Source organism: Caballeronia sp. GAFFF2, from assembly GCF_023631485.1.
In the GTDB taxonomy this organism is placed as follows: domain Bacteria; phylum Pseudomonadota; class Gammaproteobacteria; order Burkholderiales; family Burkholderiaceae; genus Caballeronia.
In genome coordinates this window covers 402,110-420,817 of record NZ_JALQDA010000035.1, presented here as the reverse complement: position 1 = coordinate 420,817, position 18,708 = coordinate 402,110, and the positions used below count along the sequence as shown (strand labels likewise).

The following is an 18,708-nucleotide window of genomic DNA, read 5'->3' as shown; positions in this document are numbered from 1 at the left end:
CCGCGAGGCACGCGTGTGTCGTGGAGGCGATCGGCGCCTGAGGCACTGTCGCGTGTTTGTCGACCCCTTAGAGCCACACAATAAGCCGTTGTTCCCGAGTGAAAGCCATTCGTCTGCGCGTAGTGTGCACCACGCGCCGGGGGACCGCGTGAAGCGGTTTGTAATTGCGCCGGTGCACTTCGTGGAAGCATCTAGAATGAGGAACGATCCATCCCGCGTGCCCACCGAAAAAGGCGCCATCCATGACCGATCATCCCCACGCAGCCGACACACAGCGCCAGTTGCAAACCTGCATCTCGGTACGCGACATCGGCAGCTTCTTCGTCGGCGGCGAGATGCTTACGCTAAGCGGCATGCCGCATCGCGACCGCGTCAGCACGAACCAGGGCGCGGTGCATCCTGTCGATCAGAATGGCGAGATCATCGCGGGACAGATGTACGTGCAATACATCAGGCTCGAACGTCCCACCGGACGATGGCCGCTCTTGCTCTGGCATGGCGGCGGCATGAGCGGCGTCAACTGGGAGACCACGCCCGACGGCCGTCCCGGCTGGCAGATGTTCTTCCTGCGCTCGGGTCTGGATGTGTATGTCTCCGATGCGGTCGAACGCGGACGCGCGTCGTGGGCGCCGTATCCCGAGGTATTCGCCGAAGCGCCCTACTTTCGCACGGCGCGCGAGGCGTGGGAAGAAACCTTCCGCTTCGGCCCGGCGGGCTCGTGGCATCCGGATGAAGCGGCAAGACGCTCGCACGAAGGCGTGCGCTTTCCTGTCGGGCGGATGGAAACCTTCATGCATCAGTTCGTGCCGCGCTGGGCGACCAACAATGCCCGCACGCAACATGCTTACGACGCGCTCATCGCGAGCCTCGACACCAGCATCATCCTCACGCATAGTCAGGGGGGCAACTTCGGGCTGACGGCCGCGCTCAATGCGCCGGAACGCGTGAAGGCGGTGATCTCGCTGGAGCCATCCGGCGCGCCGTCCCCTGACGATCACGACGCCGCTCTTCTGCGCGATGTGCCGCATCTCTTCCTTTGGGGCGACTATCTCGATCAGCATTCGTTTTGGGTCGATTCGGTGCCGAACGTCCGGCGCTGGCATGACGCGCTGGCCGCGGCGGGCACGGATGTCGAATGGATCGATTTGCCCGCGCGCGGCATTACCGGCAACTCTCACGCGCTCATGGCCGACGACAACAGCGACGCCATCGCTGCGATCGTGCTCGATTGGCTGCGCAAGCACAGCCTCGCGGCCTGAGCACATGCGTCCTTACGATCCCGTTATGCCGTTCGCCGGGTTCGCATGTCCCATGATCGCCGCGATATTGCCGATGGCCGGTTGCACATAAACTGGCGGCGGTGCATCGAGCGGCAGCGGCGCGGGGCCGGAGTACATTGCGTGCGGGTAGACCGGCAGCGGCGGCGCGCTCTGCGCATTGGAAGCCACGGGAAACACGGGCCCGCCCACGATACCCACGCCAATGAACGGATGTGCCTCTGCCGCCGTCATGCAAGCGGCGCTCAAGGCCAGTGCCAGCGTGATGTTTCTGATCGTCTTCATGTTCGTCTCCTGTTGTTTCCGGTTCGTCGATGAAGCCATTCTGCGAGCCGAAAATGAGAGAAGAATGAGGACGTAGTGCAAGTCAGAAGAGTTCGGTATCCATCGGCAGCAGGTTGATCCACTTGACGGCGGTGCGCCGCTCGACGCCATCGTCGTGAATGGAGCGAATCATGACGCGTTCGCCGCGAGCCTCTCCCAACACTTCGACGATACGGTTACGATAGCGCGCGAGCGTGCCTCTGAGTGGCTTGCGTCTCTTGCGCCTGCGGGTTAAAACAGCGTGCATGGGCGTGACAGCGATTTATGACGGCATCATCATAACCATCGCCGCGCACAGGCTCAAACAAATCTCCCGTCTTCGCGCGAATTCAAGCAAACCCAAGCGAGCCGCCACACCATGCGACGAATCACAGTACGAACTTCTCCCGTCCATGGCCGGGGCGTTTTCGCCCTCGCCGATCTACCCACCGGCGCGCTGCTGCTCGAATACAAGGGGCAGCGGCTGACGTGGAAGCAGGCGCAACGCAGCCATGAACGCTCGACCGCCGAGGACGGTCACACCTTCTTCTTCGGTCTCGACGATGGCAGCGTGATCGACGGCGCACGCGGCGGCAACTCCGCACGCTGGCTCAATCACAGTTGCGCGCCGAACTGCGAAGCCGAGCAGGACGGCGAGCGCGTCTTCATCTTCGCCATCCAGCCCATTCGAAAGGGCGATGAGCTCTTCATCGATTACCGCCTGACGGTGGAAGGACGGCGCACGGCGGCAATGAAGCGGCTTTATGCATGCCGATGTCAGGCATCGGGCTGTCGGGGAACGATGTTGTCGGCGGGAAGGTAGTGCCTCGCCGACAACGTCGACGCTTAGATTTGCGCCATCCCTCCATCGACGAACAACTCGGCCCCGTTCACGAAGCTTGCGTCAGCGGATGCAAGAAACACCACCGCGCGTCCGATCTCACGCGGCTCGCCCAGTCGCGCGAGCGGCACCGACGAAGCCAGATGCGCATACAACCCTTCCTGCTGACCTTCGGGCACGATGCCCGCAAGCCCCGGCGTGCGCACCGGGCCCGGGCTCACCACGTTCACGCGAATGCCGCGATCCTTCAAATCCAGAATCCATGAGCGCGCGAAGTTACGCACCGCCGCCTTGCTCGCGCTGTAGACGCTGAAATTTTCCGTGCCTTGAATTCCAGTGGTCGAGGCCATCAGGACGACCGAGCCGCCATCCACGAGCAAGGGCAAGCTCTTTTGCACCGTGAACACGAGCCCCTTCACGTTGGTTCCGAAAATGCGGTCGAAGTGCTCCTCGTCGATCTGCGAAAGCGGCACCATGTCGCCACCGCCTGCATTCGCCACGACGATATCGAGCCGCCCCGCACGCTCGCGAATCTCGCTGAAGACGCGGTCGAGATCGTCGAGCTTCGACACATCCGCGCGAATGCCCGTCGCGCCCGCGCCAATGGCCGCGACCGCCGCATCCAGTTCCGCCTGACGACGGCCTGTGATGAACACCGTCGCACCTTCCGCCGCCAGTTCCTGCGCCGACGCGAGACCAATGCCGCTCGATCCGCCCGTCACCAGTGCAATCTTGTTTGCCAGCTTGCCTTGCGCTTCTTGAGTCATGATGTTCTCCGATTCGATCAGTTAAGCCGGCGTCGTCGCCAGCGCATGAACCTCACTGTACAAACAATGGATTGTTGAATAAAGTCGTCGAACGCGATTACTTTATCCACCTGCGTAGATAATCAATGGACCAGATTCTTGCCATCCGGGTGTTCGCGCGCGTCGTCGAAACCGGATCGTTCACGCGCGCCGCCGGCTCGCTCGACATGCCGCTTGCAACCGTGAGCAAGCTCGTCGGTTCGCTCGAAAAGCATCTCGGCATGAAGCTGCTGCAGCGTACGACGCGTCAAGTCTCCGTTACGCCGGAAGGTAATGCGTACTATGAACGCACCACGCGCCTTCTGCACGAACTCGAAGATATCGACGCGAGCTTCAGCGCCGCGCAGAAGCGGCCACGCGGACGGTTGCGGATCGACATCGGTTCGTCCACGGCGAGTTGCGTGCTCATTCCGGCGCTGCCCGAATTCACCGCGCAATATCCGGAGATCAACATCGGGCTCGGCGTGAGCGACCGTCAGGTCGACCTGATCGGCGACAACGTCGACTGCGTGATTCGCGGCGGCCGGGCAGACGAACCATCGCTCGTTGCCCGGCCGCTCGGACGCGCGCGCTTCGTCACGTGCGCCACGCCCGGCTACATCGAACGATACGGCAAGCCGCGGCATCCGTCCGATCTGGAGAAAGGGCATCGCGTGGTGAACTACATGTCGGCACGATCGGGCCGCGTCGTGCCCATGCGCTTCGAAAAGGGTGCGACGAAGATCGTCGTGGACGGCGTGCAGAACCGCTACATGGGCGTGAACGAAAGTACGGCGCACTTCGCGGCGGGGCTGGCGGGACTCGGCGTCATTCAGACGTTCGCCTATGCGGCCAATGCCGCGATCGCGCGCGGCGAACTCGTGCCGCTGCTGCAAGGCTGGCAGCCGGCGCCTTATCCGTTCTTTCTCGTCTATCCGCCCGACCGGCATATGAGCCAGCGGTTGCGCGTGTTTATCGACTGGGCGATGGCGCGCTTTTCCGAGGCGTTCGAATAGCCGCGGCTTGCATCCCGTGCGCGTTGTGATCCGTATCTTCCCTGAGAATACGAACGGGATGCCGGAAGGACACGGACATGACGAGGCTTCTTTATAGCGCCCTGGCGACAGATTGCTTGCAGCGCGCCGGCACGGTGATATATTTCGGCAGGACCTCACCCCCGAGCGCGGCTCGACCCATTCTGCCCATGACGGACACTACCTCCGGCAGCACCGGCAATTACTCCGACCGAAACGACGGCAGCGACACCGACGCCGGCCTGTTGCGGCGCGAGCGCCTGAACGACATGCTCGTGCGCGTCGCGAAGGGAGACCAGAAAGCGTTCGCGGAGTTATACCGCGTGACCTCGTCGCGCGTTTTCGGCGTGATCTTGCGGATGATGCACGACCGAGGCGAAGCCGAGGACATCCTGCAAGAGGTCTACGCCGCCGCCTGGCGTCGCGCCGATTCCTTCGATCCCGAACGCGGCAGCGCCATCACCTGGCTCATTACGCTCGGGCGCAATCGCACCATCGACCGCATGCGTCAGCGCCGCGAGGAATTGCTCGGCGACGACGAAACCCCCGAAATCGCCGACGATGCGCCGACGCCCGCCGCCGCGGCCGAATCGAGCGAAGAGCGGCGGCGGCTCGAACAATGTCTCGACCGTCTGGAGCCGCAGCAAGGCCGCGCGGTGCGCGAAGCGTTCTTCACGGGCGCGACGTATAACGAGCTGGCGCAACGTCTGGCAGTGCCGCTCGGCACCATGAAGAGCTGGATTCGCCGAAGCCTCATGCAACTCAGGACGTGCCTCGAACAATGAACACGCCCGCCCAAAACGAAGACGATCTGCGCTGCGCCGAGTACGCGCTCGGCGTGCTCGACCTGCAGGAGCGCCGCGCGCTGGAAACGGACGTGACGCGCAATCCCGGCCTGCAACGCACGCTGGATGACTGGCACGAGCGGCTCGCTCCGCTCGCGCAGGACATCGCGCCGGTGACACCGCCCGCACGCATCTGGACGCGAATCCAGCGCGATCTCGGTTTCCTGCCGGAAGGCTCGGTGGCCAAGAAGAGCGGCTGGTGGAACAGCCTCGATCTGTGGCGCTGGCTGGCCGTCGGCGCGAGCGCCGTCGCTCTGGTGCTGGTCGCGGTGAATCTCACGCGCGCGCCGCAAGCGCCGCCGCAGCCAACCGTCGCTCAGGCGCCGCAATACATGGTGGCGACCATCGCGCAGAAGGACGGCGTCGCGCACTGGACCGCAACCGTCGATGTCTCGCGTTCGCGCATGGTGGTCGTACCGGCGGTGCAATCGGTCATCGCGGCGGATCGCGCGACCGAGCTCTGGCTGATCCCGCCGGACGCGAAGCCGATCGCGCTAGGCGTATTCCCGTCGAACACGCCTGCGACCATGAACCTTCCGCCCGAGATCATGGCGCTGCTGAGCAACAAGGCGGTGCTGGCGGTGTCGGTGGAACCGCCGGGCGGATCGCCGACCGGTGCGCCGACGGGTCCCGTGATCGGCACGGGCGAGATTCGCGGCACGTAACGCGCTACGTTACATAGGCGGTGCGCTTGCATTCTTTGCAGCGCACCGCTTGGCTTCGCGATCGAAAGTAGTCGTCGCGCCGCCTAACAAGCCTGCTTCACCGGTGATCCGACGAACCAACGCCCACGCCGACGTCGAGTTTTCGTTCGCCGTCAACAAGACGCGCTCTAACTGCATCCATCTCAAACCGGCATCCGTATTGCTCTATCGAACGCATGTTCGTGGAGCTTCGCATGCCCGTTGTCGTCTCCTTCCTGATTGCCTTCGCCGGCCTCGTGCTGCTCTTCAGCGCCGTATGGCTCTGGCAATTGCGCTCGAAAAACGCCGGCATGATCGATCCGATCTGGGCGGCATCGCTCGCACTCGTCGCGCTGTTTATCGCGGTGGCCGGGACTGGCGCGTCCATCAATCGTCTATGCGTCGCGGCTGGCGGATGCGTCTGGGGCGCGCGCCTTGCCTTGCATCTGTGGCGGCGCAATCACGGCAAACCCGAAGACCCGCGTTATCACGCGTTTCGTGAACGCTGGGGCGCGGCAGCGGCGCGCAACATGTTCTGGTTCTTCCAGTTGCAGGTGCTCATCTCCATCTTGCTCGCGCTCGCGTTCTTCGTGCCCGCATATTCGGTCGAGCCCGCGCATTCGGTGGCTATCGCGGCGGCGGTCGTGGTGTGGATCATCGCCGTGGCAGGCGAAGCGCTGGCCGACCGCCAGTTGAAGCGCTTTGCCGCCGACCCATCGCATCACGGCAAGGTGTGCCGCGACGGCCTCTGGCGTTACTCGCGTCATCCCAACTATTTCTTCGAGTGCGTGCACTGGGTTGCCTACGCGGTGCTGTCGATCGGCCTGCCGTGGAGCTGGCTCACCATCGCGCCGCCGCTGTTGATGGCGTGGCTCCTCATCAAGGTGTCGGGCATTCCGCTGCTCGAAGCGCGGCTTGCCGAAACGCGCGACGGTTATCGCGACTACATGCGCACGACCAGCGTGCTGGTGCCGTGGCCGCCGAAGCCGCCCGTGCATTCATAACCCCAGGATTTTGCCGATGAACGCATCGACACGACAGGCCAGCCCGCTCGACAATTCGAATCCCCCGTTGGACAAAAGCTGGATGATTCGCCTCTGCGAACGCGGCTGGCTTCCCGACGCGCTGGTGCGCGCCGGCATGCGCGCTTTCATCCGCCAGCGTCTGCGCGACGAACACGCGGGCGACGGCGAGCGCCGCACGCAAGCGCTCGATACGCTGCTGGCCGATTTGCGCACGAGCCCCATTGCCATCGAAACGCAAGCTGCCAACACGCAGCATTACGAGTTGCCGGGCGCGTTCTTCGAAGCTCATCTCGGGCCGCGCCTCAAATATTCGTGTGGCTATTTTCCGAGCGGCCAGGAAACGCTCGCACAAAGCGAGATTGCGATGCTCGAAAGCTATGCCGAACGCGCGCAACTCGCCGATGGCCAGCGCATTCTCGATCTCGGCTGCGGCTGGGGCTCGCTCGCGTTGTGGCTCGCCGAGCGTTACCCGAATGCGCGCATCGTCGCGTTGTCGAATTCGCATGGACAGCGCGCGTTCATCGAGGCTCGCGCGGCCCAGCGCGGTCTCACGAACCTGCTGGTCACGACCGGCAATATCGTCGATTTCGATTTCCCCGCCGATGGCGACGCCGTCGCGTTCGACCGCATTCTGTCTGTCGAAATGTTCGAGCACATGAAGAATTACGGCCTGCTGCTCGAAAAGATTGCGCGCTGGCTCGCCGACGACGGCAAGCTCTTCGTGCATATTTTCGCGCATCGCACGCTCGCTTATCACTTCGCCTCGCGCGACAGTTCGGACTGGATGTCGCGCTATTTCTTCACCGGCGGAACCATGCCGTCCGCCGCGCTGCTGCTCAACTTCCAGGACGATTTGCGCGTGACGCGCCAATGGTGGGTCAACGGCTCGCACTACGCGCGCACGTCCGATCTCTGGCTCGCCGCGCTCGACGCGGCGCGCGCTCGCGTCATGCCGATGCTTCAGAACACTTATGGCGACGACGCCGCACTCTGGCTGCAACGCTGGCGCATGTTTTATATGGCAGTGTCCGAACTGTTCGGCTATGCGTCCGGTAGTGAGTGGGGCGTCGCGCACTACCTGTTCGAGAAGCGGCTGAACACTCGGCCGAACACTCTTCAGTCAAAGGTCATCTCATGAAACGCGCACTCATTGCCGCGCTCGCTGGCGCGGGCATCATCCTGCTGGTTGCAAGCTGCTCGAATGGTCCGCCGAATCCGAACCCGCGCGCCGAACAGCCTTTGGAAAGCGTGCCTGTCGATCTGCCGCGCTATATGGGACGCTGGTTCGTGATCGCGAATATCCCCTACTTCGCCGAACGCGATTTCGTCGCGAGCCATGTCATGTGGACCTTGCGCGACGACGGCAAGATCGTCGACGAGTTCTTCGGCCGCAAGAAGGGCTTCGACGCGCCCGAAACGCATCATCAGTTTCTCGATTCGGTGAAGCCCGGCAGCGGCAGCGGCGAATGGAGCGTGCGCATCTTCTGGCCGATCCACGTGACGCAGATGACGCTTTATGTCGATCCGGATTATCGCTACACCATTCTCGGCTATCCCAACAAGAAGCTCGGCTGGATCTTCTCGCGCGAGCCGACCATGAACGACGAGACGTATCGCTCGCTCCTCGCGCGTCTGGACGCAATGGGATACGACACGACGCAGTTCCGGCGCGTGCCGCAAAGCCCCGAGCAGATCGGACAGCCAGGCTTTCAGAGTCCCGGACAGGGCGACTGAAAACCTTTGCATGCCATTTGCATCCGGCGGGCGCGCCGCATCGTATTGATTTGCGACGACACGTTTGACCGCTGCCCGCAATGGCCCACTCGGCGCGAGGAGACCTCTCGACATGAACCGAAGAGCACCAGGACAAGGTCAGCGCATCGCCGTGGTCGGCGCGGGAATCGCCGGACTGGCGAGCGCGTGGCTGCTCGCGCGCAAGCATCGCGTGACGTTGTTCGAATCCGCGGATTATCTCGGCGGCCATACCAACACCGTGGACGTGGAACTGGATGGCAAACGGCATCCCGTGGATACCGGCTTTCTCGTCTTCAACGAGCGCACGTATCCGAACCTGATCGCGATGCTCGCAGAACTCGGCGTGGCGACGCATCAAAGCGACATGTCGTTTTCCGTGTCGCTCGATGGCGGGCGGCTCGAATGGGCAGGCACGAGTCTGAACACGGTCTTCGCGCAGCGGCGCAATCTGTTTTCGCCCGCGTTCATCGGCATGTTGCGCGACATTCTGCGCTTCAATGCATCGGCGCAGCAGCATTTGGAGCGTGCGACGCTCAACCGGTGTTCGGTCGGCGAGTTGCTGCTCGAAGGCGGTTATGGCGCGCCGTTTCAGCGTCACTATCTTTTGCCGATGGCCGCCGCGATCTGGTCGAGCGCCGCCAGCGACATCCTGCGTTTTCCCGCCGCGACCTTTCTGCGCTTCTGTCTCAATCACGCGCTCTTGCAGGTCAACAACCGGCCGCGGTGGCGCACCGTGACGGGCGGCGGACGCGAGTATGTGCGGCGTATCGCGGCAACGCTCGACGATGTGCGCATCGGCACGCCCGTGCGCGGTATTCGTCGCGATGACGAAGGCGTCGTCGTCATGACCGATGACGCCGGACCCGAGCGTTTCGATGCTCTCGTCCTCGCCACCCACGCGCCAACGAGCCTGCATCTGCTCGACGACGCTTCGGCCGGCGAGCGCACATTGCTTTCTGCCGTGCGCTATCAGCGCAATCTTGCCGTGCTGCATACGGATCGCGCGTTGCTGCCGCGCCGCCGCCGCGTGTGGTCGGCGTGGAACTATCTCGGCGCGCGCGCGTGGGCGGGCCACGGTGAGGCCGAACCGGTGTGCGTGAGCTATCTGCTCAATCAGCTTCAGCCGCTGCCGTTCGAGACACCGGTGATCGTGACGCTCAATCCCGTCGATGAACCCGCGCCCGGCAGCGAACTCGGCCGCTACGAATACGAGCATCCGCTGCTCGATCTCGCCGCCGTGGATGCACAGCAGCGCCTGCCCGAGATTCAGGGCGTGCACAACACCTGGTTCGCGGGTGCGTGGACCGGATACGGCTTTCACGAGGACGGCCTGAAGTCGGCGTTGAGGATCGCGCGGGACTTTGGCGTGGAACCGGAATGGGCGCGCTTGTGAAGGTCGCGCGCGGCCACGGCGAGGCAGCACGTTTGCTCACGGGCCGCGTGATGCACGAGCGCCTGCGGCCGGTGCATCATCGCTTCGAGTATCCGGTTTGTTATGTCTCTTGCGACCTCGCGCGCCTTGGCGAAGTGAAGCGTGCGTGGTTCGGCATCGACCAGGTTCGGCCGTTCGCGGTTTTCCAGCGCGACTTCGGTCCGCGCGATGGCAGCGATCTGCAAACGTGGATGCGTGCCCGCCTCGCCGATGCCGCGATTCCCGCCGATGGCGAAATCCGGCTGCTCTCCATTCCGCGCGTCTTCGGCCATGCTTTCAATCCCGTGAGCTTCTGGTTCTGCCATGACCGCGCGGGCAACTTGCGCGCGCTGTACGCGGACGTGCGCAACACCTTCGGCGAGCATCGCGGCTATCTCTTGAGTGCGCCCGACCACGCGCCTATCGTCGACGACACCGAGCTCGCCTGCCGCAAGACGCTGCACGTATCCCCTTTCTGCGACGTCGATGGCGACTATGCCTTTCGCGTGCGGCGGCATGGCGACCGGCTGTCGGTCGCGATCGACTATCGCGACCGCGACGGGCTATTGATTCGCACGGCAATCGGCCTGAAGGCGCGGCCGCTAACCGGCCCGCTTGCCTTGCGCACGCTATTGAGCCAGCCGCTGCTGGCTGTCGCCGTCGTCGCGCGCATTTACTGGCAGGCGCTTCGGCTCTGGATCAAGCGCGTGCCGTTCCACGGCAGACATCCGCCATCGGCCGAGGACCCGAACGCGATGAAAGAACGGACCGAATAACAAAACACAAGGCTAGACATGAATCTTTTGCGGACGATTTCCGCGCAGGCGGGCATGCCGCTTTCGGCGCGGCTTTTCATGGGCCTCCTCAAACGCATACGCGTGGGTCATCTCGTGCTCGTCACGCCCGACGGCGACCGCTGTGTATTCGGCGATGCCCTGCAGCAGCCCGCGGCCACGCTGCACCTACACGACTGGCGCGCGTGCCGGGCCGTTCTCCGTTCAGGCGATATCGGCTTTGCGCAGGCGTATCGCGATCACTGGCTCGATACGCCCGATCCCGCCGCGGTATTGCGGCTCGCGATGCGCAATCAGAAGGTCGTCGAGCGCACCGTGAACGGTGGCTGGATCGCGCAGTGCGTGCATAACGTCAGGCATCGGCTGCGGCCCAACACGCGCGCCGGCAGCCGTCGCAATATCCACGCGCATTACGACATCGGCAACGACTTTTACGCGCTCTGGCTCGACCCCACGTGGACCTATTCGAGCGCGTGGTTCGACGGCGACGCGAGCCTCTCGCTCGAAGCGGCGCAGGAACGCAAGTACCGGCGCATCGTCGAGACGCTCGGCTTGCGCGCGGGCATGCGCGTGCTCGAGATTGGCTGCGGCTGGGGCGGTTTCGCGCGGCATGCGGCGCGCGAGGGCATTCGCGTGCATGGCGTGACGATATCGGCGGTGCAGCATGCGTTCGCGCGCGAACGCATGGAACGCGAGGGTTTGAGCGAACTCGTCGATATCGAGCTACGCGATTATCGCGATCTGCGTGAGCAATACGACGCCATCGTGTCGATCGAAATGTTCGAGGCGGTCGGCGAGCGCTTCTGGCCCACGTACTTCCGCACGCTGCGCCGCTGTCTCGCGCCGGACGCGCAGGCGCTGGTGCAGTCGATCACGATCGAGGATGCGCGTTTTCTAGCGTATCGCGCGTCGAGCGATTTCATCCGCGAGCAGATTTTCCCTGGCGGCATGTTGCCGAGCCCCGAGCGCTTCGTGCAGGCGGCGCAGAAAGCGGGGATGAACGCGGCGCCGTCGCTTGCGTTCGGCGCGGACTATGCGCGCACGCTGCATCACTGGCGCGCCGCTTTCGAAGCGCGGCTAGACGCAGTGCGTGCGCTTGGTTTCGACGATGCGTTCATTCGCACGTGGCGGCTGTATCTGGCTTTTTGCGAGGCGGGCTTTGGTGAAGGGCGGATCGATGTGATGCATTTCGTGGTGCGGTAAGGCTTCGGGACAGGGCGGAACGAATGCGTTAAAGACGTGCGCTTAACGGCCGTAAACACGCGCAACGAACCATTCCGACCGACACGATGAGCCAAGACCCATTTGAAAGCCCGCTCAAGGCTGAATTCCTGCGCCACGAAGACACGCTCGCGCCAGCCGAACGCGCGCTCGGCGAAGACGATCACGCGGTCTATCGAACGCTGCTCGAATCGACCAAGGCGATTCCGTGGAAGATCGATTGGGCCACCATGCAGTTCGCGTATATCGGACCGCAAATCGAGGCGTTGCTGGGTTGGGCGCCATCGTCGTGGAAGGACGTCAACGACTGGGCCGCGCGCATGCATCCCGACGATCGCGAGGCGGTCGTGAACTTCTGCGTGGCGCAGTCGCAGGCGGGCGCGGATCACGAAGCGGACTATCGCGCGTTGACCAAGGATGGCGGCTATGTCTGGCTGCGCGATGTCGTGCATGTAGTGCGCAACGAGGCAGGCGGCGTGGATTCGCTGATCGGCTTCATGTTCGACATCAGCGAACGCAAGCGCACCGAGGAAGAACTCGCGCGCCTGCATAAGGAACTGGAACATCTGTCGCTGAGCGACGGCCTCACGGGCGTCGGCAATCGCCGCATGTTCGACAACGTGATGCAGCGCGAATGGCAGGCCGCGAAGGAGTCGGGCAAACCGTTGTCGCTCGTGATGGTGGATATCGACTTCTTCAAGTCCTTCAACGATTACTACGGCCATCTGCAAGGCGACGAATGCCTGAAGCGCGTTGCCCGCGTGCTCGCCGAGGCCGCCGGGCCAAAGCATTTTCTCGGCCGTTTCGGCGGTGAGGAGTTCGTGCTCGTGCTCGCGGATACCGACGCCGAAGCGGTTATGCGTATTGCCGAGCGCTGCCGGGAATTGATCGCAGATGAAGACATCGCGCATCTGCGCTCGCCGCACAATCAGCGCGTGACGGCGAGTTTCGGCGTGGGCACCGTCGTGCCGACCGATGGCATCGATCCGACGACGTTCATCAATCTGACCGATGCGCAGCTTTATCAGGCGAAGGAACACGGGCGCAATCGCATCGCGTCGGTGGATCGGGCGGGGATTCGTGGGGAGGCGTTCAGGTTGCAGTCGCGATGAGGTGAATCAGCCGCGCGGGGTTTCCGGCCTCGATGAACCACGCCAAGCCAACACTCAAACCCGCCCCGCCACCGGAATCGCCGCGCCCGTGATCGAGCGTGCATCGTCCGATAGGAGAAACGCGATCACCGCGCCGAGTTCCTCCGGCTGTACCCAGCGCGAGAAATCCGCCGATGGCATATCGGCGCGATTCTGTGCGGTATCGATAATCGAAGGCAGGATCGCGTTCACGGTAATGGCTCGATCCTTGAGCTCTTCGGCAAGCGCTTCGGTCAGACGCAGAAGCGCCGCCTTCGAAGCCGCATAAGCGCCCATCCCCGCTCCCGCTTTCAACGCCGCCAGCGCGCCCACGTTGACGATTCGCCCGCCGCCCTCGCGCATGAGCCCGAGGGCCGCCTTCGATGCGTTGAGCGCCGTCTTCACGTTCACATCGAACATGAGGTTCCATGTGTCCACGCTGCCATCCGCGATGGTTTCCCAGCGAAACGCGCCCGCCACGTTCACCAGCGCCTGCACGCCGCCGAACTTTTGCGCGATTGCGTCGAACGCGGCTTGCGCGGCTTTTGCATCCGACAAATCGGCGCCCGTGACGATGAACGCATCCGCAAGCGGCGCGGGCAACGGGTCGTGCCGCGCGTCCCTGCCGATGAGCGCGATGCGTGCCCCGCGCTCGGCCATCACGCGCGCGGTCGCAAGCCCCAGACTGCCGAAGCCGCCAGTGATGACAACGGTCGTTCCTTCGAGTGTGTTCATCGCGTGCTCCTTGAGCCGTGGCTGTTCAAGCATAGGATGGAACAGGCTTCAGAATTCGTAAAGCTCGGCGGGGTTATCGACGAGGATTTTGCCGCGCGTGGCTTCATCGGGCATGCAATGAGAAAACCAGTCGAGCAGGCTCGCGTTATCCGGAACCGGCTGCACGTTCGGATGCGGCCAGTTCGACGCCCACACGCCGCGCTGCGGATAGCGCGCGGCCAGCGTGCGCACGATCGGCGCGATGTCGTCGTATTCCGGCGCACCGCTGCGTGAACTCTCGTAAGGCGCCGAGAGCTTGATCCAGCAGCGCGGTCCGTCGAGCAGGCGGCATAGGGACGCGAAGCCATCGCTTGCAGGCGTGACCGGCCCCTGAAACTTGCCGATATGATCGATCACGAGCTTCGACGGCAAACGCGCGAGCAGCGCCTCGTGTTGCGGCAGCGTGTGTCCGTCGAGCTGAAGATCGATGTTCCAGCCAAGCGGCGCGATACGTGCCGACATCGCCTCGATGCTGTCCCACGCAAGCAGCCCGCCAGGAAACATCATGTAGCGCACGCCGCGCATGCCGGCTTCGTGCAGACGTTGCAATTCGGCATCGTCGACGTCGGGCGGAACGACCGCGATGCCGCGTGCGCCCTCGCCCAGTTGTTCGATGGCCGCGAGCGTGCAGCGATTGTCGAAGCCGTAGCCGGTCGGCTGCACGACGATCGCACGCGACAAGCCCAACGCGCGCTGTACTTCGCGATAAGCCGATGCAGGCGCCGATGGCGGCCGGAACGTCGCGCTCGGTGCAAGCGGGTAAGCGTCGTCGTAGACGTGGAGGTGGCAATCGCAGGCGTTCATCGCGCGTCGCTCGAAATGGCGTCGACTTTCGGCGCTTCACGCTGCGCGAGCCTGAACGCATGCCGTGGATTGACCGCGCCCATCGGCATGCGCCCTTGAAACAGCGCTTCGGTTTGCGCGACCGTTTCCATCGACTGATGCTCGATCGCAGCCGGCGTGAGGCCGCCGACATGCGGCGTCGCGATGACACGTTCGTGCGCGCACAGCGCCGGCGAAGGCATCTGGTCCGGCGCACGCCCCACGTCGAGCGCCGCGCCCGCAAGACGGCCGCTTTGCAGCGCGGCCAGCAAGGCATTGTCGTCGACGAGTTCGCCGCGCGCCGCATTGATGAAATACGCGTCCGGCTTCATCGTCGCGAAGGCTTGCGCGTTCATCAGATTGCGCGTCGCATCGTTCGCGGGCGCGAGGCACACCACGAAGTCGGCGGCGGCGAGCAAGGCCGGAAGATCGCTCTGACTCAGGCGAGCATCGTCGATCTTCGCGTGCGGATCGGACACGACCACGCGCATGCCGAACGCCAGCGCAAGCTCGCACAGATAGCGCGAGATCTGCCCGTAGCCGATCACGCCGAGCGTGCTGCCGCGCAACTCGCGACCCATCTTCGGCGCCAGCATCTCTCCGCGATGGTATGCCGACGCATAAGCCGTGGTGGCGCGGCCCAGATCGATCATCGCGCCGATTACCCATTCCGATACCGCCGGCACGAAGCCCGCGCTCGCCTGCGTGACGAGCACGCCATGATCGCTGGCGGCATCGACATCAATGGTACGGATATCCACCGCGCAGCGCACGAACGCGGCAAGCCGCGGCAAGGCTGCGAACAGTTCGCGTGGCGCGGGGGTCTGCCGGTAGCCGATGATCACGTCGGCATTGCGCGCGGCCGCGATGAGTTCGGCGGTCGTGAGTTCGCGGTCTTCCGTGTTGTAGGTCGCATCGGCGATGGCGTCGAGCGCCGCGCTCGCGCGTGCGCCGAAATAGTGTTCCAGCATGTGCCGGGGATGACTCACGAAAACCTTGTTCATGTCTCGGTCCTGAAGGGCTTCTACGTTGCTTTTGCGGCAGGCGGCGCCACGGATTCGCGCTCGACGAGCGTGATGTCGGTGAATAGCGCCTGCGCGGAATCGATTACAGCGTCGTCTTGCTGACGCATCACGCGCTCGACCATGGCCGCGGCCATCGCAGGAACGGGCAGTTGCACGGTCGTGAGCGCGGGGTTCGAGATAGCGGCGAGAAAGTGCCCGTCCATGCCGACCACGGACATATCGTCCGGTACGCGCAAGCCCGATTCGCGCAGACCGGCCATCAGACCAAGCGCCATCAGGTCGTTGACCGCGACGATTCCGGTCGGCCGCGCGGCGTCTTCCGAGAGTTGGCGTGCGAGCGCGCGACCGTTCTCCGCGATCATCGAGTCGCCGTATTCGTTCACCGGGCCGCTGTCGAGCACGCGCGCGCCGTGGCCGAGGCCCGCTTCCTCGGCGGCGGCGAGAAAGCCGCGAATCTTGTCGCGCCGGCTCAGCGTCATGCCGGCGAGCGTCGCATAACCGAGCCGTGTGTGACCATGCGCGATGAGATGCCGCGTCGCGAGCCGCGCCGCCTCGAAATTGTCCGGCGTGACGTGATCGATGCGCGTGGTCTCGCCTTCGGTCGCGCGCCGGTCGTAGCTCACGACGACCATGCCGCGCTCGGCCGCGGTTTCCAGATGGCGCTCATCCGCGAGCGATGAGATCACGATCACGCGCCGCACGCCGTGCGAGAGCAAATCTTCGAAGAACGACGCTTCCTTCGCCGGGTCGCGATACGTATTGCCGATCAGCACGCGATAACCGTAGCGCTCTTGCGCGTAAGTCTCGACCTCGCGAGCGATATAGCCGTGCATCGGATTGGCGATGGACGGCACGAGCAAGCCGACGAGCGGCGTCTGACCGGTCTTCAGCTGGCGCGCAAGCGTGCTCGGACGGTATTGCAGCGCGGTCATCGCGGCCTGCACCCGCGCGAGCGTTTCCTGACGCATCTGGTCGGTACGGCCGTTGAGCACGTTGGAAACCGTGCTCACGGATACACCAGCGTGGCGGGCTACGTCCTGAATGGTGCTCATGACAGTTCTTGTTTCGGACTTCGGACAACAGGCTACAGGCCGAGCCGGGTCGGCAGCCACAGAGAAAACGATGGCACCAGAATGAGTACCACGAGCGCGGCGCACAGCACCACCAGATATTTGACCATCGGTTTCGCGACGGCCTTCATTTCCGTGCCGGTGATCGCGCAGGTCGCGAAAAGCCCCAAGCCGACGGGCGGCGCGAACAGACCGAGCCCCATCGCCACGACGATCACCGTGCCGAAGTGCAGCGGGTTGATGCCGAGCTGCGTGGCGATCGGCGTGAGAAGCGGTCCAAAGATGATAAGCGCGGGTGCGCCTTCCAGCACCGCGCCGAATACGATCATGATGAGCACGGACAGCAGCAGGAACATCGTCGGTCCGTATTGATGCGCGAAGTTGATCATGGCATCGGAGACGAGCGCGGGAATCTGCTCGATGGTGAGCGCGAACGACACGCTCGACGCCGCCGCCACGATGAACAGGATGCTGCTTGCCATCGACGCCGAACGCACGAACACGCGCGCCACCTTGCGCGGCGTGAGTTCGCGAAACGCGAGCCAGCCGACCACGAGCGCATAGACCACGGCGAACGCCGACACTTCCGTCGATGTCGCGATACCCGAGGTCACGCCCTTGCCGATCATCGCGATCATCACGAGCGCGACGAACGCGCCGCCCATCAGCGGCAGAAACGCACGCGGGTTCTTGAGCGCATCGGCCACGTTGATACGACGCCCGAAGATCACCGCGACGACGGCAAGCGCGAGCGCCAGCACCGCCGCCGGGACCACGCCCGCGAGAAACAGCCCCGCGATGGAAATGTTCGCGACGAAGCCCATGATGATCATGTTCACGCACGGCGGAATGGTCTCGGCCATCACCGCGCTGCACGCGAGGAGCGCCGCCGCTTCGTTCGGGTCCTGCTTGCTCTGACGCACGGCCGGCATGACCACGCCGCCGACCGCCGCGATATCCGCGAGCTTCGAGCCGGACACGCCTGAGAAGAACGCCGTCGCCATGATGGTGATGAGTCCGAGCCCGCCGCGCACGCGACCGAAAATACGCAGCAGGAGTTCGATCAGCCGCGACGACATGCCGTTGGTTTCCATCAGCAAGCCCGCAAGCACGAAGAACGGAATGGCGAGCAGCACGAAGTGGTCGGCGCCGGCCATCACCTGTTGCGAGTAGACGAGGATCGGCAGGGTCGGCTCGGCGAGAAAATACAGCAACGCGGAAAACGCGAGCACGAAGCCGATGGGCACGCCGAGCACGAGTCCGCTGACGAAACCGGCCGCGAGCAGAATGCCCGGCTTGATCGCGTGATCGGGCATGAGCGCGTTCCAGCCGAACAGCGCCGCCGCGACCACGACGCAACCGATGAGCGCGCCGAACACCGTCTTGCGCGGCCCGTTCAATGCATTGGCGAGCGCGAACACCGCCATGAACACACTGCCCGCGACGAGCGGATACACGTTGATCCACGCGGGCAGGCCGCTTGGCGTCATCTGGCCGTAGGAATCGACGAGCAAGAGGCACGACGAGAAGCACAGATTGGCCGCCACGCCCGCGATGATCCAGTGCCCGGCCTGAATCAGCGCCGGTTGCCAGCGTGCGGGCAGCGCCGCGCGAAACAGATCGACGCCGACATGCTGACTGCGCGCAAGCACGGTCGCCGCGCCGAAGAAGACCAGCACAATCATCAACGCACGCGCGATCTCCTCGGCCCAATCGACTGGATCGTGCAGAAAGTAGCGATAGATGACGGAGACGAACACCACGATCACATCGGCCGCGAGCACGGCGGCGCAAATGTATTCGATCCAGCGCATGACGACGGCGAGCGCGCGCGTGAGCGCGGTCTTCTGGCCGAAGCCGGGCGCGGCCGCAAGCTGCGCTTCGGGGCCGGGCGTCGCGGAGAAAGAGGTCAT

The 18,708-nt window shown here is 64.1% G+C and carries 19 protein-coding genes; 12 read left to right on the top strand and 7 right to left on the bottom strand.

The window, feature by feature from the left end; translation table 11 throughout:
• Window positions 1-242 precede the first annotated feature (242 nt).
• Window positions 243-1,259, top strand: coding sequence for an alpha/beta hydrolase (locus tag NCT04_RS28050; protein WP_250469070.1), 1,017 nt, complete (start codon window positions 243-245; stop codon window positions 1,257-1,259).
• A 12-nt stretch (window positions 1,260-1,271) separates the two neighbouring features.
• On the opposite strand, the gene NCT04_RS28045 is transcribed toward NCT04_RS28050, so the two are convergent.
• Complete coding sequence (locus tag NCT04_RS28045) at window positions 1,272-1,562, bottom strand: hypothetical protein (protein WP_250469068.1); 291 nt, start codon at window positions 1,560-1,562, stop codon at window positions 1,272-1,274.
• Window positions 1,563-1,959: 397 nt separating this feature from the next.
• Here NCT04_RS28045 and NCT04_RS28040 point away from each other — a divergent pair, with 397 nt between their 5' ends.
• Window positions 1,960-2,403 carry an SET domain-containing protein gene (locus tag NCT04_RS28040; protein ID WP_250469065.1) on the top strand — a complete coding sequence of 148 codons (444 nt, stop codon included), beginning with the start codon at window positions 1,960-1,962 and terminating at the stop codon, window positions 2,401-2,403.
• A gap of 23 nt (window positions 2,404-2,426) precedes the next feature.
• Here NCT04_RS28040 and NCT04_RS28035 read toward each other — a convergent pair whose 3' ends face one another.
• Window positions 2,427-3,188: an SDR family NAD(P)-dependent oxidoreductase gene (locus NCT04_RS28035; RefSeq protein ID WP_250469056.1), complete on the bottom strand. Its 762-nt coding sequence runs from the start codon at window positions 3,186-3,188 to the stop codon at window positions 2,427-2,429.
• Between the two features lie 125 nt (window positions 3,189-3,313).
• Between NCT04_RS28035 and NCT04_RS28030 the strand changes: the two genes are divergently transcribed.
• From NCT04_RS28030 to NCT04_RS27985, 10 genes are all read left to right on the top strand, one after another.
• The gene (locus tag NCT04_RS28030) at window positions 3,314-4,222 is read left to right on the top strand and encodes a LysR family transcriptional regulator (RefSeq protein ID WP_250469053.1); all 909 of its coding nucleotides are present in this window, start codon (window positions 3,314-3,316) and stop codon (window positions 4,220-4,222) included.
• 188 nt (window positions 4,223-4,410) lie between these two features.
• Window positions 4,411-5,025, top strand: coding sequence for a sigma-70 family RNA polymerase sigma factor (locus NCT04_RS28025; protein WP_244829830.1), 615 nt, complete (start codon window positions 4,411-4,413; stop codon window positions 5,023-5,025).
• A complete protein-coding gene (locus tag NCT04_RS28020; RefSeq protein WP_244829831.1) occupies window positions 5,022-5,750 on the top strand; it encodes an anti-sigma factor in 729 nt (242 codons plus the stop codon). The genes NCT04_RS28025 and NCT04_RS28020 overlap by 4 nt, the downstream gene beginning before the upstream one ends.
• 233 nt (window positions 5,751-5,983) lie before the next feature.
• Window positions 5,984-6,772, top strand: coding sequence for a DUF1295 domain-containing protein (locus tag NCT04_RS28015; RefSeq protein ID WP_250469051.1), 789 nt, complete (start codon window positions 5,984-5,986; stop codon window positions 6,770-6,772).
• Between the two features lie 16 nt (window positions 6,773-6,788).
• Window positions 6,789-7,931 (top strand): SAM-dependent methyltransferase, encoded by a 1,143-nt coding sequence (locus NCT04_RS28010; protein ID WP_250469049.1) that lies wholly within the window; start codon window positions 6,789-6,791, stop codon window positions 7,929-7,931.
• Window positions 7,928-8,527, top strand: coding sequence for a lipocalin family protein (locus tag NCT04_RS28005; protein WP_250469032.1), 600 nt, complete (start codon window positions 7,928-7,930; stop codon window positions 8,525-8,527). Before NCT04_RS28010 ends, NCT04_RS28005 begins: the two co-directional genes overlap by 4 nt.
• A 112-nt stretch (window positions 8,528-8,639) precedes the next feature.
• Entirely contained in the window at window positions 8,640-9,941 is a 1,302-nt protein-coding gene (locus NCT04_RS28000) for an NAD(P)/FAD-dependent oxidoreductase (RefSeq protein WP_250469030.1), read from the top strand.
• On the top strand, window positions 9,926-10,735 hold the full coding sequence (locus NCT04_RS27995) for a DUF1365 domain-containing protein (RefSeq protein ID WP_250469028.1): 810 nt from the start codon (window positions 9,926-9,928) through the stop codon (window positions 10,733-10,735). The genes NCT04_RS28000 and NCT04_RS27995 overlap by 16 nt, the downstream gene beginning before the upstream one ends.
• A gap of 18 nt (window positions 10,736-10,753) precedes the next feature.
• A complete protein-coding gene (locus NCT04_RS27990) occupies window positions 10,754-11,956 on the top strand; it encodes an SAM-dependent methyltransferase (RefSeq protein WP_250469026.1) in 1,203 nt (400 codons plus the stop codon).
• An 86-nt stretch (window positions 11,957-12,042) separates the two neighbouring features.
• Complete coding sequence (locus tag NCT04_RS27985; protein WP_250469024.1) at window positions 12,043-13,086, top strand: sensor domain-containing diguanylate cyclase; 1,044 nt, start codon at window positions 12,043-12,045, stop codon at window positions 13,084-13,086.
• Window positions 13,087-13,140: 54 nt separating this feature from the next.
• Here the strand turns inward: NCT04_RS27985 and NCT04_RS27980 are convergent, their stop codons facing one another.
• The 5 genes from NCT04_RS27980 to NCT04_RS27960 are packed head-to-tail and all read right to left on the bottom strand — an operon-like array spanning window position 13,141 to window position 18,708.
• Window positions 13,141-13,839: an SDR family oxidoreductase gene (locus NCT04_RS27980; protein WP_250469022.1), complete on the bottom strand. Its 699-nt coding sequence runs from the start codon at window positions 13,837-13,839 to the stop codon at window positions 13,141-13,143.
• A gap of 48 nt (window positions 13,840-13,887) precedes the next feature.
• Window positions 13,888-14,682 carry an amidohydrolase family protein gene (locus tag NCT04_RS27975; RefSeq protein WP_250469020.1) on the bottom strand — a complete coding sequence of 265 codons (795 nt, stop codon included), beginning with the start codon at window positions 14,680-14,682 and terminating at the stop codon, window positions 13,888-13,890.
• A complete protein-coding gene (locus NCT04_RS27970; RefSeq protein WP_250469018.1) occupies window positions 14,679-15,704 on the bottom strand; it encodes a hydroxyacid dehydrogenase in 1,026 nt (341 codons plus the stop codon). Before NCT04_RS27970 ends, NCT04_RS27975 begins: the two co-directional genes overlap by 4 nt.
• Window positions 15,705-15,724: 20 nt before the next feature.
• Entirely contained in the window at window positions 15,725-16,777 is a 1,053-nt protein-coding gene (locus NCT04_RS27965; RefSeq protein ID WP_250469016.1) for a LacI family DNA-binding transcriptional regulator, read from the bottom strand.
• 32 nt (window positions 16,778-16,809) lie between these two features.
• Window positions 16,810-18,708 carry a TRAP transporter large permease gene (locus tag NCT04_RS27960; RefSeq protein WP_250469014.1) on the bottom strand — a complete coding sequence of 633 codons (1,899 nt, stop codon included), beginning with the start codon at window positions 18,706-18,708 and terminating at the stop codon, window positions 16,810-16,812.

Coding starts and splice junctions, on each gene's coding strand:
- NCT04_RS28050 (WP_250469070.1), top strand. CDS start 243: ATGACCGATCATCCCCACGCAGCCGACACACAGCGCCAGTTGCAAACC.
- NCT04_RS28045 (WP_250469068.1), bottom strand. CDS start 1,562: ATGAAGACGATCAGAAACATCACGCTGGCACTGGCCTTGAGCGCCGCT.
- NCT04_RS28040 (WP_250469065.1), top strand. CDS start 1,960: ATGCGACGAATCACAGTACGAACTTCTCCCGTCCATGGCCGGGGCGTT.
- NCT04_RS28035 (WP_250469056.1), bottom strand. CDS start 3,188: ATGACTCAAGAAGCGCAAGGCAAGCTGGCAAACAAGATTGCACTGGTG.
- NCT04_RS28030 (WP_250469053.1), top strand. CDS start 3,314: ATGGACCAGATTCTTGCCATCCGGGTGTTCGCGCGCGTCGTCGAAACC.
- NCT04_RS28025 (WP_244829830.1), top strand. CDS start 4,411: ATGACGGACACTACCTCCGGCAGCACCGGCAATTACTCCGACCGAAAC.
- NCT04_RS28020 (WP_244829831.1), top strand. CDS start 5,022: ATGAACACGCCCGCCCAAAACGAAGACGATCTGCGCTGCGCCGAGTAC.
- NCT04_RS28015 (WP_250469051.1), top strand. CDS start 5,984: ATGCCCGTTGTCGTCTCCTTCCTGATTGCCTTCGCCGGCCTCGTGCTG.
- NCT04_RS28010 (WP_250469049.1), top strand. CDS start 6,789: ATGAACGCATCGACACGACAGGCCAGCCCGCTCGACAATTCGAATCCC.
- NCT04_RS28005 (WP_250469032.1), top strand. CDS start 7,928: ATGAAACGCGCACTCATTGCCGCGCTCGCTGGCGCGGGCATCATCCTG.
- NCT04_RS28000 (WP_250469030.1), top strand. CDS start 8,640: ATGAACCGAAGAGCACCAGGACAAGGTCAGCGCATCGCCGTGGTCGGC.
- NCT04_RS27995 (WP_250469028.1), top strand. CDS start 9,926: ATGGGCGCGCTTGTGAAGGTCGCGCGCGGCCACGGCGAGGCAGCACGT.
- NCT04_RS27990 (WP_250469026.1), top strand. CDS start 10,754: ATGAATCTTTTGCGGACGATTTCCGCGCAGGCGGGCATGCCGCTTTCG.
- NCT04_RS27985 (WP_250469024.1), top strand. CDS start 12,043: ATGAGCCAAGACCCATTTGAAAGCCCGCTCAAGGCTGAATTCCTGCGC.
- NCT04_RS27980 (WP_250469022.1), bottom strand. CDS start 13,839: ATGAACACACTCGAAGGAACGACCGTTGTCATCACTGGCGGCTTCGGC.
- NCT04_RS27975 (WP_250469020.1), bottom strand. CDS start 14,682: ATGAACGCCTGCGATTGCCACCTCCACGTCTACGACGACGCTTACCCG.
- NCT04_RS27970 (WP_250469018.1), bottom strand. CDS start 15,704: ATGAACAAGGTTTTCGTGAGTCATCCCCGGCACATGCTGGAACACTAT.
- NCT04_RS27965 (WP_250469016.1), bottom strand. CDS start 16,777: ATGAGCACCATTCAGGACGTAGCCCGCCACGCTGGTGTATCCGTGAGC.
- NCT04_RS27960 (WP_250469014.1), bottom strand. CDS start 18,708: ATGACCTCTTTCTCCGCGACGCCCGGCCCCGAAGCGCAGCTTGCGGCC.